The sequence below is a fragment of the Roseburia sp. AF20-18LB genome, from assembly GCF_003461185.1.
GTDB lineage: Bacteria > Bacillota > Clostridia > Lachnospirales > Lachnospiraceae > Roseburia_C > Roseburia_C amylophila.
The window spans coordinates 153,488-170,287 of the sequence record NZ_QTWP01000002.1; the positions used below are offsets into that span (position 1 = coordinate 153,488).

General features: G+C 38.7%; 11 protein-coding genes. All 11 read right to left on the bottom strand.

The window, feature by feature from the left end; genetic code table 11:
• Positions 1-119 precede the first annotated feature (119 nt).
• Positions 120-1,979, bottom strand: coding sequence for a hypothetical protein (locus tag DWX65_RS05460; RefSeq protein WP_117946412.1), 1,860 nt, complete (start codon positions 1,977-1,979; stop codon positions 120-122).
• 17 nt (positions 1,980-1,996) lie between these two features.
• Positions 1,997-3,565: a transglutaminase domain-containing protein gene (locus DWX65_RS05465; RefSeq protein ID WP_118173008.1), complete on the bottom strand. Its 1,569-nt coding sequence runs from the start codon at positions 3,563-3,565 to the stop codon at positions 1,997-1,999.
• A 134-nt stretch (positions 3,566-3,699) separates the two neighbouring features.
• Positions 3,700-4,800 carry a hypothetical protein gene (locus DWX65_RS05470; RefSeq protein WP_118173009.1) on the bottom strand — a complete coding sequence of 367 codons (1,101 nt, stop codon included), beginning with the start codon at positions 4,798-4,800 and terminating at the stop codon, positions 3,700-3,702.
• Between the two features lie 94 nt (positions 4,801-4,894).
• Positions 4,895-5,569: a hypothetical protein gene (locus DWX65_RS05475; protein ID WP_117946406.1), complete on the bottom strand. Its 675-nt coding sequence runs from the start codon at positions 5,567-5,569 to the stop codon at positions 4,895-4,897.
• A 30-nt stretch (positions 5,570-5,599) separates the two neighbouring features.
• A complete protein-coding gene (locus tag DWX65_RS05480; RefSeq protein WP_118173010.1) occupies positions 5,600-6,637 on the bottom strand; it encodes a CAP domain-containing protein in 1,038 nt (345 codons plus the stop codon).
• 18 nt (positions 6,638-6,655) lie between these two features.
• Positions 6,656-9,742 (bottom strand): N-acetylmuramoyl-L-alanine amidase, encoded by a 3,087-nt coding sequence (locus DWX65_RS05485; protein WP_118173011.1) that lies wholly within the window; start codon positions 9,740-9,742, stop codon positions 6,656-6,658.
• A 16-nt stretch (positions 9,743-9,758) separates the two neighbouring features.
• Positions 9,759-10,766: an NAD-dependent epimerase gene (locus DWX65_RS05490; protein WP_118173012.1), complete on the bottom strand. Its 1,008-nt coding sequence runs from the start codon at positions 10,764-10,766 to the stop codon at positions 9,759-9,761.
• A 225-nt stretch (positions 10,767-10,991) separates the two neighbouring features.
• The gene (locus DWX65_RS05495; protein WP_117698674.1) at positions 10,992-13,223 is read right to left on the bottom strand and encodes a DUF5722 domain-containing protein; all 2,232 of its coding nucleotides are present in this window, start codon (positions 13,221-13,223) and stop codon (positions 10,992-10,994) included.
• A gap of 10 nt (positions 13,224-13,233) precedes the next feature.
• The gene (locus DWX65_RS05500; RefSeq protein WP_147339139.1) at positions 13,234-13,548 is read right to left on the bottom strand and encodes a hypothetical protein; all 315 of its coding nucleotides are present in this window, start codon (positions 13,546-13,548) and stop codon (positions 13,234-13,236) included.
• 14 nt (positions 13,549-13,562) lie between these two features.
• Complete coding sequence (locus tag DWX65_RS05505; protein ID WP_147339140.1) at positions 13,563-13,985, bottom strand: hypothetical protein; 423 nt, start codon at positions 13,983-13,985, stop codon at positions 13,563-13,565.
• A gap of 17 nt (positions 13,986-14,002) precedes the next feature.
• On the bottom strand, positions 14,003-16,723 hold the full coding sequence (locus tag DWX65_RS05510; protein ID WP_117698671.1) for a YfhO family protein: 2,721 nt from the start codon (positions 16,721-16,723) through the stop codon (positions 14,003-14,005).
• Between the last annotated feature and the right edge of the window lie 77 nt (positions 16,724-16,800).

Sequence of the window (16,800 nt, forward strand, 5' to 3'; positions counted from 1 at the left end):
TTCTTAAGTATTCCTCCTTAGAAAACATAGTTATCTATATTGTATCAAAAAGAATCCGGATGGTCAAATAATGACCATCCGGATTCCAGTCTTTTTTCCAGTATTTTCTGATTTTTCAATTATTGGAAACTTCCAAGATAATGTCCGTCTGTTGTATCCATATTATAATAGTAGACACCATCTGTGATCAATCCGCGGGCTACCATTCCATTCCAGTGGTAGAATACAATTCTTCCCCATGGATCATAGGAGAACTGATTCGTTTTTAATGTTCCATCTGCATTTGCATATCCATAATCCATGCCATTTGCGAACTGGAACCATCCACTATTCTCCATTTTACCATTTGCATTCAGATAATATGTCTTATTGCCAACAAAAGTAATCTGGTCCTTATAAATATATCCCAGTGAATCAAAGTAACAGGTATATCCTACTTTGGAGCAATAATAGAAATCCATAAATACTTCGTGTCCCTTTTCATCGAAACAGATAATATGTGTTCCATCCGGATGATAAGTCAGATTGTCTTTCATTGCTGTTCCATCTGCCTGGATATAATAAGTAAAATATCCGTCAAATATAAACTGATTGTAAATAGGTGTTCCATCCGGATAATATGCATGTATTGTTCCATCTGCATCTGTCTTAAAACGGTTGCCGGTATACTGGCAATTCGTTACTGCCATATTACTGCCTGATGTATTTGCAATCTGGTCTGAAGAATAATTTACATTATCATCTACATAGCCTCTGTTATAGCAGTTTTCTACATATACATAGCTACCAGTCCCATCCTCAGTTCCAAAATTATTCATGGCACCGCCAATTCCGCCTAAAACATCTATATTGACATCACTCCTGCCGTTTTCACTATAAATACTTCCTGAGTTACCACATCCTTTTACATATATCGTTCCAGTTTTGGAAATTACAGCACCGCCAAATACGCCTCCAACAGAGGAACTTCCTGATTTCTTTGCAGTAATATTTCCACTGTTTCCGCAGCCTTCTACAACAATATTATCTCCACCCGAAGGAATTTCCACACCATTCTGCATATAGGAATTTCCACGGTTAATATTTCCAATTACTCCTCCCAGGCTACCTGTACCGGAAATATTTCCTGCATTTGTACAATTCTTAATCGATGATGTACTATTGTCACCTTTTCTTGTGGCTTCACCAATGACACCGCCAATTGTTGCGGCTCCATTTCCAGCATCTCCGGAAATATCACCTGAATTTTTACAGTTTTCTATACTAAACTGGGTATTTCCGCTAAATCTTGTTTCATCACCGATGATTCCGCCTGCATAAACATGACAATTACTGGTTGTAAAGCTGATTGCTCCGGTATTTTCACAATCCACCACATTTGTTCCACCATTCAGCCCTATAATACCGCCCACTTCCGAAATATTTCCGGAAATATATCCTTCATTCTTACAGCGGTAAATGTCACCTACATTAGTTGCTGCAACTCCGCCAACACGGATATTAGAGCTTCCACCAGAGGTAATATTCACCTGGCTGACACAGTCCTCAATGGTTCCTGTATTAGTTGCTGCAATTCCACCAATATCAATAAATGACGCACTGTTTACCTGCAGATTGCCCACTACAGTAAGATTACTGATCCGTCCCAAGTTATAGGAAAACAGGGACTTGTCTCCATTGATTCCATATATGATATGTCCATTTCCATTAAATGTTCCTTGCAGCTGCATACCTGCAATGTTCCCCATATATGCGCTGATATCAATATCATTCATGAGAACATAATTGTCTCCCATTGATGTATCTGCATGATTCACCAGGTCTGCTGCCGTATAAATATAAACAGTTCCGCTTGCATAGTTCTGGGACACCACCGTCTCTTCATCCATTGTCTGCGCATATGCAGTCTCATTTATTCCTGTCGTAAATAATGTCACCATTGCTGTCATTGTTAAAAATGTAACCAGTTTTCTTTTCATCCAAAATCTCCTCTTATTTACTGGAAACTTCCAAGATAATGTCCGTCTGTTGCATCCATATTATAATAATATACACCATCTGTAATTAATCCACGGGCTACCATTCCATTCCAGTGATAGAATACAATTCTTCCCCATGGATCATAAGAAAATCCATCACATTTCAAAATTCCATCCGTATTCGCATATCCAAAATCCCTGCCATTTGCGAACCGGAACCAGCCACTGTTCTCCATCTTTCCATTTGCATTCAGATAAAATACTTTATCGCCAACAAAGGTAATCTGATCTTTATAAATATATCCCTGGGAATCAAAATAGCAGGTATATCCCACACTTGGACAGTACTGGAAATTATTAAACACCTCATGTCCTTCTGTATCCAGATAAATAATATGTTCTCCATCCGGATGATAAGTCAGACGGTCTTTCATCGGTGTTCCATCTGCCTGCATATAATAGGTATAACTTCCGTCAAATACAAATTTATTGGTAATCAGTTTTCCTTTTTCATCATAGCTGCGGATATTTCCATCTACTTCACGATAAAAACTGATTCCATTATAAGAGGACACTTTTCCGATATAATCTGAATTACATGCCGGTCTGTATGCACTCAGACAACTTTCCACTTCATGATATCCCTCATTTATTGTAGCATCTGATTTGCAAAAATAATTATAATACCAGCTATTGTCTGAATCAGAATCATCCCAGGTACAATCTACAACATACCAGTTATTATCCAGCTTCACTTCGTTCCATTCATGATATGGACTGGTTACACAGATTGCAGATATGCCTGCTGCATTGCATAACAGGGAAAAGAGCTGTGCATAGCCTGCGCATACTGAGTTTCCCGTCAGTACTGCTGTTCCGCTGCTCTGATGCTTTTCCTGATTGCTGGAATCATTATCATATACGATGTTCGCACATACAATATCATGTGCTTTTTTAATTTTAAAGTAATCTGAGGATTCTGCATTAATCTCATTTATCCAGTTATTCACTTTTGCATTAAACTGGGCAGTATATTTTGCACGTACATATCCTTTCTGATAATCCGGATAAATTGCCAGTGCCACATATTGTTTTGAGCCCTGATATCCTTTAAAAGCGGATGTACCACGGACAAAATAATACTGCGGGTTTGAAAGCGTAAATATCCAAACAACTTCCCACAGATCATCTGTTGACATGCCTGTGCATTCTATGTAGTCTGTCCTTGCATAAGAAGAACCATCTACTACCGCATCCTCCTGTGTATCCAGATACTGTTCACATTCATACTGCATACTATTATATAATGTTCTCTTTTCATAAGATAACTGATTATAGTAATAGCTGGAACTGTAATCAGTACCAGAAGCACTATATGTCTTTGCCCTATATTCCTGGTCCTCTAATGAAATCGCATCAGCTACATCTTCCTCTGTCAGGGTGACTTCCATCAGTCCTGCAGGAAGATATCCTGTTTTTTCACTTAAATCTGTGTCTAAATTTTCTGCTTTTACATTCACCGGTAATAATTGCACTATCATTGCAGCAATTGCCAGCAACGCCATCCCTTTCCTCCATTTTTTCATTCGTTTTCCTCCTTCATTCTAATAGCTGTCTTTATTATATCAGCTTTATTACTATCCTTTCAATATAAAAAATGCTTTCTGACGCAAAACATCAGAAAGCATTTTCTTACGCTTTTTATTCTTTTCTATTCTGATTACGGGCCTACATAAGTAACCGTCGCACCCCATACATCCAGCACCTGTCCATTATAGACTCTTACATCAACAGACTCTCCTGTATATGAAAATTTATGGCTGTTTGCAACACCATGTAAAAATGTAGAATCATTCCACACATTGTAGTAGCTTTCATAACTCGAACGGTCTTTTGCAGTAATACGATATACGCCTTCACCAAGATGAATACCAATCTTTGCATTCACACCGACATAGGAAAGGCTGATTGACTGGGAAGCAAGATTTGGCGTTGCGATTCCCTCATAAATGTATACTTCTTCACCTGGCACAGCAGTAAAAATCAGGTTCTGATCACTCCAGTCACCCCGGACAATTCTTCCGTTACTATCATAAATTTCAAATGACACATCCTCACCCTGATTTGCAAGGAAATATTCTCCTGCCGGCATATTTATACCAACAATATAGTAACCTGGTCCATACAGCGGATTGGTATTTCCATTGGAAAAGCTTCCAAGATAATGTCCATCTTCCGTTGACATACTATAGTAATTATTACCATCTGCGATCAGTCCACGGGCTACCATTCCATTCCAATGATAATATACTACACGTCCCCATGGATCATAATCAAATCCATCGCAATTCAAAGTACCATCACTATAAGCATATCCATAATCCACACCATTTGCGAATTGGAACCAACCACTATCCTCCATTTTACCATTTGCATTCAGATAAAAGACATCACTATCCACAAAGGTAATCTGATCCTTGTAGATATATCCCTGTGAATCAAAATAACAGGTATAGCCTACGCTCGGGCAGTACTGGAAATTACTGAACACTTCATGTCCCTTTGAATCAAAATAGATAATGTGTACTCCATCCGGATGATAGGTCAAACGATCTTTCATCGGTGTTCCATCTGCCTGTGCATAATAGGTATAGGTTCCATCAAACACAAAATCATTGATTACCATTCTGCCATTGCTGTACAGATGTCCATCACTGCTCAATGTTCCTGTTGTGTATGCTTTGGCAGATGTCTTATTTACAGAAAATGCTGCAAGAATAATCCCCAGACATACCACAACCTTCATCAGTTGTTTCTTCATAAACTTCTTTCTCCATTTCTTGTTGCTCTATTGTTTTGGTTACAAATCAACTATACCAGTTCTTTTTTCCCTTTTCAACCATTTCTTTCCAGGACTAATTTGGCAGCACATCTTCTATTGAGAATCCATCCAGGAAATGTCCATCATAGTAATCCATGTTATAAAGATATACTCCATCGGAAATTATGCCACGGGCTACGATTCCATTCCAGTTGTAGAAGACAACTCTTCCCCATGGATCATAAGAAAATCCATTATTCCGCAAGGTTCCATCTGTATCTGCAAATCCGCAGTCCTTACCGTTCGCGAAGTAGAACCAGCCGGAATCTTCCATCTTACCGTTTGCATTCAGATAATATGGCACACTATCTACAAATGTAATCTGATCTTTATAGATATAGCCCTGGGAATCAAAGTAACAGGTATATCCTACAGCTTCACAATACTGGAATTTGTTAAAAACTTCATGACCATTCTCGTCAAAGTAAATAATATGTTCTCCATCCGGATGATAAGACAGACGGTCTTTCATCGGTGTTCCATCTGCCTGCGCATAATAAGTATAAGTTCCATCAAAGACAAAATCATTGATTACTTTTTGTCCTTCTGAATACAGATACTGCACTCCGTTCTCCGTCTTAAGTTCTCCCGTTATGTGTGCGGTATGTGCCTCCGCCGTTATCTTATTACTGCCTGCCAACGTTACTGCCATGAGTCCCAGACACGCCGCAGTCTTCCAAAAATGTTTCTCCATAAATTGCTTTTTCATAAATTTTCTTCTCCTTTTACCCCATAAATTTTACCAGTATCTGTCTCCAATAAACATCTGTACCCAATAACAGTAGTATGGACCGGAACCATAATAATATCCTACTCCCAGTGCCGTATAACTTTCTTTCAGAATATTGGCTCTGTGTCCTGGTGAATTCATCCAGTCATTCACCACTTCCTGTGGGCTGCTCTGTCCTGCTGCAATATTCTCTCCGGCAGTACCATATCCATCTGTTACATACTCATCCAGTGCCGTAAAGCAGGATCTTCCATCCGGACGTATATGATCGAACACTGTGCTGATCTCACCTGCACGTACCTGTGCTGCCTGCTGCACCTGTTCGTTTAACTTTAATGGTGCAATGTTTCTGCTTAACCGTTCTTCATTGACAAGGTCGAGTACCTGAAGCTGATAGGTATCTGACGGTGCAACGCCTGCCGCTTTAAAACGTCCCAGGTAATGTCCATCCCCGCTATCCATGCTATAATACCATAATCCATCGGATATCAGACCTCTTGCAACCATTCCATTCCAGTGGTAAAAGACAACACGTCCCTGATCATCTTTTGCAAATTTATTATTTATTAAACATCCGTCAGATTCCGCATATCCATAATCTCTTCCATTCGCATACCGGAACCAGCCATTCTGCTCTAATGCTCCATTTGCATTTAAATAATATGGCTGTCCATCCAGATATGTTATCTGGTCTTTATACAGATAGCCCTGGGAATCAAAATAGCAGGTATATCCGACACTTGGGCAATACTGAAAATTATTAAATACTTCATGCCCATCTTCATCAAAATAAATAACGTGTTCCCCATCTGGATGATAGGTCAGACGATTCATCATTGGTGTTCCATCTGCCTGTGCATAATAGGTATACGAGCCATCAAATACAAAGTCATTGATTATTTTCTGATTGCCGGAATATAAATAATAGTTTCCATTCATATATTCCAAATTTCCTGTTGTAAATGCCTTTGCATCCATTTTGTTCATGCAGCATATCCCCAGTACCACTGCACAAAAAGTGATTATCTTCTGCAATGTTTTTTTCATTTCACCCCTCCTTTCGGTTTAATATCTAAACAGTTTTGCCATATAAAGATTAACAATATTATAGCCATAATTTTTAGCAGTCGCCCATCCTTTTCCATATGGGTTCTCCTGGATTCCAAGCCACTCTACATATGGTGCAGTTCCTCTCTTTACATATTGGAACCGTGAATCCACACATGGCTGGTTCAGACCAGCAGTTGATGCATAGGCCTTCAAGTGCTGTACCTGTGCCCGGATTCCTTCCCTTACACTGCCAAAGGAATTTCCCGGTGCTCCATTACCAGTTGCTCCTAATCCGGCAAAGTTATACTGGTTAATCTGTACATCCCCGCCATATCGTAAAAATCCGGTTTCCAGCATCGCCTGGCAGAATGCCACTTCTGCTTTCAGTCCTTCTGCCTGGCATTCTTCCAGATATATCTGGCAAAATGCTTCTATTGTCGGTGCATCGGAAGATGCATAGAATTCCGGATAAGCATTATTGGCATTATAATATGCAACCATCTGGGAAATATTGGTACTGGTCGTTCCCATAATCTCATATCTTGCCGTCACCTGATAAGCAATGCAATAGCTTTCTACTGTTCCGTCACTGGTTCTTGCTTCCACATATACCCAGTAATTACCAGAACCCGGATACCAGGATACCCAGTTGCTTCCCGTCCAGTCTGTCAGTGTAGACCAGGTACTGGTGCTAAGGTCATAAATCTGCCAGCGGAATGCTGGTGATGTATCATTGGTATTATAAGATACACCAAGATTTATTGCGGCTTTATCATTCACACTGCAGATTCCATTAATCGTTATGTATTTATGATTGTAATTTCTTGCTGCATTAAAACAGATTGTATATTCTTTCGTCACACCATCTGATGTCCGTGCTGTCACATGCATCCAGTAATTGCCTTTGTCCGGATACCAGGATACCCAGTTGCTTCCCGTCCAGTCTGCTACCAGATTCCACTCCTGCTTATCCAGGTTATATGCTTCCCATTTAAATGTCACATTGGAATCATCACTATCATAAGCAATTCCGACATCAATCCGGTCATCATAAATATTGTAGCACATTCCATTGAGGTTTAATGAATGATGGGAATAATCTTTCTGTGATGCAAAACACATAATCGTATTCTGTGTCGCACCATCCGGTGTCATTGCCTCTACATAGAGCCAGAAGTTGCCCTGTTCCGGTTTCCATGTTACCCAGTTGCTTCCCGTCCAGTCTGCCACCATGCTCCATTGCTGTTTATCCAAATTATATGCCTGCCATCTGAATTTCACATCTGATGCATTGCTGTCATACGCCACACCTACATCAATACCATTATCTCTCATGATATAACACATTCCATTCAGATCAAGATAATAGCCGGTATAATTATGTGTTGCTGCATAGGAAACTGTCTTCGTCGTACCATTTCCATTGCTGTCAATTGCTGCTACCTGTACCCAGTAATTACCAGCTTTTGGCTGCCATTCCACTTTAGATTCTGTGGTCCATTCTGATATAACACCCCAGCTCTGTGCAGCCAGGTCATAATACAGATAACGATACTTTATGCCCTTCATATCAGAACACTTTGCTGATACTTCCACGGAACTGTTTTTATCCTGAAAATCTATTTCATTAATCTGAAATCCCTGTTTCAAATTATAATACTGGGCAATTCCTGTTGCATCTGCCACACCCAGTTTCTTTAATTGTTCATCGGTCGATAAATAATTGGATACATCCGATGGATTGGTAACAAATGCATGTTCTACGATAATTGCCGGAATTCCTTCTTTCTTGCAATTACGGATTACAGCATAGTAATCTGCCTGGGAACCATCCGGATACTGATATTCCGGAACAGTATCTTTACATGTTCTGATCTTTGTTCCACGATTCTTTAGTCCCAGTGCAGTCAGCTGTCTTAAAATCTGAGAAGCCAGCTCTTCACCTGTCCGGCTGACAGACGGATTATAATTCGTATTCGGATAATAAATTTCTACTCCGGAAGCCTCTGATGAAGATGCTGAATTATTATGCAATGACACATAAATATCTGCTCCAACACTCTTTGCATATGCTACTCTGCTCTCATTACAGCTCTTTGCATCCACACTGCTGCCACCATATGGGCAGGTCTGTGAATCTCTTGTCATATATACGGTAACACCGCTGTATTTTTGCAGTTCTTCTTTGCAATACTGGGCTATTTTAAGATTAATTACAGATTCAGCCACTCCGTTTCCGCTTGTACCTCCATGGCTGCCATCATGTCCTGGATCCAGCACAACTACAATATTTCCGTTGCTGCCATAAGTAGAACGGGTAAGTCCATCTTCATTCTGTTCCTGACGCTGGTTCTCAATGGCTGATGCAATTGACTCTTCTGATATCTGGTTTCCATCTTTATCAAAAGACACTACATCATAATCCACATCCGGTTCTGTATCTTCTTCATTTACCACCTGTGCATCCGGCTGGGATTCTATATCACAGTTCACACCATAAGATACATTAACTCCTGCTTCTGAAAGAACCTGTGTATAAACTACTCCATTCACGGTTACTTCATAACTGTAGAGTGTATACACACCAGTCCTATTTTCATCCAGATATTTCTCTGTAAAAAGCATTGCATTTCCATCTATTGCTGATGCTTCCAATGCATACTGTTCCCCATCCTTTTTCTGAAGGAACAATCTGGCAGATTCTATTACTGTAGAATCGTCACCCACACTCAATACAATATTCTGTTCTCCATTTATTTCTACGTTGTTCTTATCAACATATACATAGTTTAATAATGGTGTTTCTTCCTGAACGGAAGCATCCTCTTCTGCCTGTTCTGTTTCCGGCTGTTCTGCTTCTGTCATTTTTGCTTCTTCGTTGATTTCTGTTGCTGTCTCTGTTTCTCCAGCCTGTTGTTCCGTCTCAGTCTGCGTCTCTGTCTCTGTTGTTTCCACGCTTTCTGCTTCATTTACTTCTTCAACCTGCTGCTCTGTTTCAGGCTGGACTGCTTCTGCAGCAAATACTCTCTGTACCGGTGCTTCTCCTGCCAGCATTAAGACTGCCAGTAAACACGCTGTTGCTCTTTTTAATATCTTCTTCATTTTATGTACTTCTTCCTTACTCGTATCTATAATATTCCTTAAACCATGTTACAAATTTTCCCAGTCCTTCATCAATCGAAGTACTTGGTTTAAAATCAAAATCATGCATCAGATCACTTACATCTGCATAGGTCTGGTAAACATCTCCCGGCTGCATCGGCAGGAATTCTTTCTTCGCTTCCCTGCCTAAATGTTTCTCCAGTGTTTCAATATAATCCATTAATTTTTCCGGCTTATTGTTACCAATATTATAAACTTTATATCTGGCTCCGGTCCCTATCTCTGCTGGTGGATTTGGCAGAATATTGGTAATTCCTTTCACTATATCATCTATGTATGTGAAATCACGCATCATATCGCCATTATTGTAAATCTGGATGGTTTCACCTGCCATAATCTTCTTTGCAAATTTAAAATATGCCATATCTGGTCGTCCAAACGGACCATATACTGTAAAGAAACGTAAACCGGTTGCCGGTATTCCATATAATTTGCTATAGCAATGCGCCATCAGCTCATTCGATTTCTTGGTTGCTGCATAAAGGCTTACCGGATAATCTACTTTATCTTCTACTGAAAATGGCACTTTCTTATTCGCGCCATATACAGAACTGGATGATGCATATACCAGATGTTCTACCGGATAATGTCTGCAGCATTCCAGTATGTTATAAAAGCCAATCATATTGGATGAAATATATGCATCCGGATTATCAATGCTATATCTTACACCTGCCTGTGCGCCAAGATTTACTACGATATCAAAAGAATACTCCTGAAATAATTTTCCCAATGTTTCTTTATCTGCAAGATCACCCTTAATAAATGTATATCCTTCTCTTCCTTCCAAATCCTTTAATCTGTCATACTTTAACTGGACTTCATAATAATCATTCAGATTATCATATCCAATAACTGTACAATCATATTCTAATAATTGTTTACTCAGATGATAACCGATAAAGCCAGCTCCACCAGTAACAAGAATTATTTTTCCTTTTAATTCTTCTGTTCCTCTGCTCATTACACTTCCTCCATTAATTTATGCTTGTATTTCCAATCTTTTTCATTTTAACGCAAAATTTTCCATCTAACAAGAGCAGATGCAAAAACAGGCAGTAACAAAAGTTACCGCCTGCGCCATTATCTTCCAATTGAATAATACTCTACGCCGCACCTTTTCATTTCATCTGTATCATATAGATTTCTTCCTTCATATGTTTCATAATTATAAATTTATAGTACTCTTCTACTGTGCATTTGTAAACCCATAACACTGTTGGTCAACCAGATTACCTGATGCATCATATAAATTAAACAGTGTCCAATAGTATCCAGGTACCGGCTGCCAGGTCGTCCACAAGGTATTTCCCTGGGTTCCACACTTACCGGTAGTATAAATCCAGGCGTCCTTTCCCTGCACATACAGATTGCAGTCTAATATCTGCATTTCATAATAATAACCTAGGTTATTAAAGCTCTGGATACCAATTAAATATCCATTTCCTGCCGGGTCAGGCATCTGGCAGATTGCTTCTATTGCATGGCGGTAATTAACTCCTACTGTGGTATTTACCACAGTTCCCTGTGCATCTTTTACCTCACAATAGACAAGGTAATCTCCACTTGATGACGGACTATAATGGATTCCATAGTCTGCAGACCAATCACCTGCCTGAATCCACTGATTATTTTTCACATCATATACCAGCCAGCGGTAAGAAAGCTGTGATTTATCTGTGCCATCATTTACTACCGCCCCACCTTCAATCAACCCATTTTCATACTGCCAGAGATAGATTCCAACAGAGGACAGTCCTGAAACAGCCGGTGCAGATTCAGGTGGATTAATGGCATTTCCATACTGGTAACCAGTAGTTGCAGTTTTTACGGAATTCGTATTTCCTGCAACCCGCACTTCCCCCTGTACCAGATAATTTCCAGCATTTTCCGGATACCAGTTCAATATATTCTGATTCAGCTGCCAGCCACTGACCACTCTCCAGACTGCAGTACTCTGATCGTATACCAGCCAGCGATACTCCAAATCCGCAGATGCAGATGTCGTTGCACTCATTGCCATCTGCACACATGGGCCAGACTGATTATCTGGAATATAAAGCTGAGCTGAAGTAATAGTTGCTAATGTTGGTGCCGCTTTCCATATAATATCATCTGTCCAACTGCTGATTGGTGTTCCTGTATCATTTGGTTTTATATATTTCAAATACTGTTCTACAACAGTTGAAGCATATGGGCCATCCATATACTTAAATACATTATATGCCTGACGGCCTGTCCCATCAGCATTCACAAGTCCCTGATAAAGACCTGCTCCTGTAGCACCAAGATTATCTTTAAATTGTACATAAATCATGGCATCTACCATATCATTTCTAGCTGCTGCATAATAAAGGTAAGCAAGACTTGCCGCCTGTGCTTCTTCCCCCAGGGTCTTAGCATCAAACCCCTGCTCTGACAAAATAATCCGATGCTTGGAACCATATGTATTCTTAATATAATCCGTCAGCACTTCCAAATTTGCCGCACATACAAAATTAGAAGTAATATCATGGGATAAATCTGCCGCTGCATCTTTGCTCCACATCGTCTTATCCATTTTGCGTGGATAAGCATGATATGCTATGTTCCAATTACGGCTCTGCTCTTTTGCTGCAAAACGGTCAATAAACGTTTTGGTTGGAATTCCTGTTCCAGCCAGATTATCATACCAGTTATGTGTCGGGCATACATACACTCTTGCATATGGACTGTTATCTTTCACTGCATCATAAAATAAATCAAAAGACTTTACAGCAATATCAACATTTGTATTGATATCATACGAACCACAGTAATTATAATGCTGAGGTGCTGTTATCTCATTTCCAAGAATCCAGTTCTGTATGAAACAATCTGACTGTCCAAATACATCTGCCAAATAATGGAAAGTTGCATCCAGTGTTGCTACAGCATCCGCATCCTGTACATTCAAAGCATAATAGAAATGTCCATTTTCTCTTCCTGCCGGATAAATCAGTTTCTGTATTTCCGGATTATCCGACCAACCTAATAATATTTCTGCTGTAATAATCTTACCAGCCGCCCGGAGTTCCCTGATTCTCCATTCAAAAACCTTTATATAATTTTCATAATTAAAATAATAGGTTTTTCCATTATAAACATATGGTGTTCCCGTTCCATCCGTGTTAATAATATTATTTAATTCCAGATTCACATAAACATGGTGGACAGAATTCTTCATTTCTGTATCAGAGCTGTCTGTCCAAAATTCTACTCCCTGAATACCTTTTTTATTTTCCGCTGTTGCTTCCACCACGTCAGACGCTGATGCTCTTTTTCCCATCAAGGTTGTTGCTGCTTTCGCCTGTGCCGGTACCATCATAGGAAATACCAGCAATACAACCAGTAAAAAAGCTACCAACTTTTGTCCTGTTCTTCGTATCCCTGCTCTTCTCATAATTATCTCCTTATCTGAATTGTCCTAAATAATGTCCATCCGCTCCATCCATATTATAATAAATATTACCATCCGAAATCAATCCCCTTGCTATCATTCCATTCCAATGAAAAAAAACTATTCTTTCATATGGTTCGTATGAAAACCCGGAATGCATCAGGGTTCCATCGGCATTTGCATACCCTAAATCCCTTCCATTGGCGAAGCGGAAAAGGCCCTGTTGCTCCATGGCTCCATTTGCATCCAGATAAATAATATGTTCTCCATCTGGATGATAAGTAAGCCTGTCCTTCATCGGTGTGCCATCACTTTTGAAATAGTACATACTTCCTTCATATTCTATCCGGCTGTTACGCACCATTCTGCCATTCTCATCATAGAAATAATAGCCACCCCCTTTTCCGTATCTTCCAAAAGTACCGGCAATGCAGCCGAGTAGATTGTATGATATGGAATCATACATACAACTTCAGCATCTGGATAATCATTTCTGCTTCTCTGCAACATCGTGTAGTATGCATCTGCAAAATCATCTGTTTTACCATAAATGCATTCTTCTTTAATTTCTCCCATATCTACTTCACCCTGGAGACGCATCCACCAGGTACTTTCAACGGGCAACATGGACTCATCATAATAATAACCCTGTGTACCGCTATAATCTTTATATGTTGTTATGCTATCACCAAAAAAAGAAACTCTTATTCCATCTTCCGTTTCTTCTTCATTTTCCTCTTTACTCCATCGTTCTAATTTTCTCATAACAGCCGGCTCAAAATTCATCCCCGGCTTTTTTTCTTAAGCAATAGTATATGTCCTGCCAAAAGAATAATACCCACGATGGAAATGTATACCGGAATTGCATTACTATCCGGTACATAGTCAAGTTTTATAACATGGTTTCCTGCTGCAATTCTGCTTCCCATAAATCCATAATCTACCTGTTGTAATTGTACCTCTTTTCCATCTACATACAATTCCCAGTTCTTATCAAAAGGTATCATAAACAATAAGAATGAATCTTTTTCTGTTTCTATTGTTCCTGTAATCAAATTATTTTCATATGTGTCCATCTGCAAAAACGATTTTTCACTTATGCCCGATTGATATACCTCATCAATCGCATCTTCACTACTGCTTTCATAATGCAGATTTCCAATCTGATAAGTTCCTTTCTGAAAATACATGCATAAAGTATCTGTATTTTTATAATCTATGGTAAAGTTAACATTATTCATTCCTTCTGTAACTGAAATAATTTTCTGTTTCCAGACATCTCCCTCGTTCCACTGTATAAAAATTGAATTTTCTGTAGGAGAATAAATCTTGAAAGATACAATATATTCATTATCCTCCGTCCACTGCATATCCTTTGTCTGAAGGCAAATACGATTAAAATCCTCTGATTCACATTGTATTTCATACATATCATTTTTCCCGGCTAACGTTATACCTTCTAAATACATCTCCTCCAGGGTAATTTCCTCTGACTCGACATTCAGCTCATTCTGATACTGAGTCAAATTACTCTCCTGTATGTCATCTGAAACAATACAATTCAGTAGTGCAACGTCTTTTTGACGGATAGATAACTTTTCAAAATCTTCAATGGATATCGTCTGGTCTATTACCACACCCAACGGCATACTATAATTATTACGATAAATATTATAGTTTTCATTCTCATCAATCTTTTCAAATCCTCTTGGTGGAGTTTCTGTCTTATCTAATACTGCATACTTCACACTCGCCAAGGAATCTATCATATATCTGGACAAAAAGCCATTACTTCTTTTCCAGACAGGTCTGTAAGTTGGTTCTGCCTCTATAGCCTCCAGAAAATCAACATACCCGCTTTTTACACTTTGTTCTCCATATCCCATGCTATTAAAATTATACAAAACAGATTCTGTATTATAATCTGCCATACGCTGGTCCCGAAAATATATTCTGTAAAAATCTTCCTGTTCATTTTCCTTTATTCCATCAATCATCCTCTGATTTTCTCCGGTATCTACAATATATTTTAATCCATCTGCCAAATCTTCTGCAGCTGTCATTGTCGGATGAATAAAGAAATATATTTCAGTGCATACAATTATCATAAATATGTAATTCACTATGACTTTATTTTTTATTTTGTTAAACATCAATAGAAACAGCAGCCAAAGACTTAAATAAATAATTACTTTTCCAAACATAATCATATTGAGCCGGCTTTTAAAATCATCAATTCCCAGATTCACCCCCATAAAAGCCACCATAATCACCGCATATGTTATACAAAGTAATTTTCCGTCTATACATTGTACCCCGCGTACTACCTTATCCAATACATAGACTGTCGAAAAAATCAGGAAGGCAAGCATCCACATTGTGCTTAACTTAAAATAGTCCTCATCTGCACCTAGATTACATAAATAAGAAACTGCCGGAATCACACAATATGCTACAATAAATGCAAATAATCCGAGCCATACCTTTTTTCCCTTTTTATTCAGGAATTTTACACATTGTGGCAACAACAATAATACCAATAGTCCCACATAAAACAATGGTCCATCCAACGCATTCGGGCAAAAGGCAGTATTTCCAATTGCCCCTTCCAATGAAATTGCAAAACAGCTATTGAATGATGCTATAAGACGATCCGGTTCAGCAAATGCCAACAAATTTATCCACTTTGCAGAACTTCCAACCTGTGTACTAACATTTGCTACACGACCAGACGAAAATGTTGACATAATTTCCGGAATAAGACGATATGCCAATATAATAACAGAAACGATCATAATCAATGCACAGTTTCCAATATACTTCCAAAACTTTTTCCCACGATAATTTGTCACAAGATAATTACGAATTAACGTATAGCATAACATTGCAACTGAATACACCACTAAATGATATAATTGCAATTGTGTCCCCAATAAAACAATTGCAACCACCAACAGGAGCCAGTTGTTATCCTGAAAATAACATTCCAATGCATAAAGCAACAATGCAAAAAGGACAAATTCCAATGCATAGCTTGCCCAAAAACTTCTTACAATAAATGTAGCAGAATAAACATAACATAATGCACCATATACTGCCACTTTTTGCTTTATTCCAAGCTTTGTCAACGCACAATAGAACAACACTGCAGCCAAATACATTTTAATCAGATGATACCAGATAAATGTGTATTTAAGATTTTCTTTTCCAAAAAGGAGGAGAAATATATTTAAAGAAAAAGTCTGTCCACTAAAATCATAACTATTTCCCATACCCTCTGAAAAAGACCACCCCTTTATGCCGTCTCCTATATGATTTAACCAGTTCACCAGGCTTGAATATTGTTGGATAGCCATATCTTTTGATACTAAAAAAAACTCTTTTCCAATAATAAATTTCCAATACAAAAGCAGATTAAGAATTGTCATCAAGACAACCAACCAAATCCAACTGTATTTTTCTTTTAAAATGCTACCCTTCATATCCCACCTCAAATAAATCATTTCTGCCACTTTATATAAAACTAATCACAAAAATACACTATCGCAATCTAGCCTATCATTTGATCTGTTTTCTATAT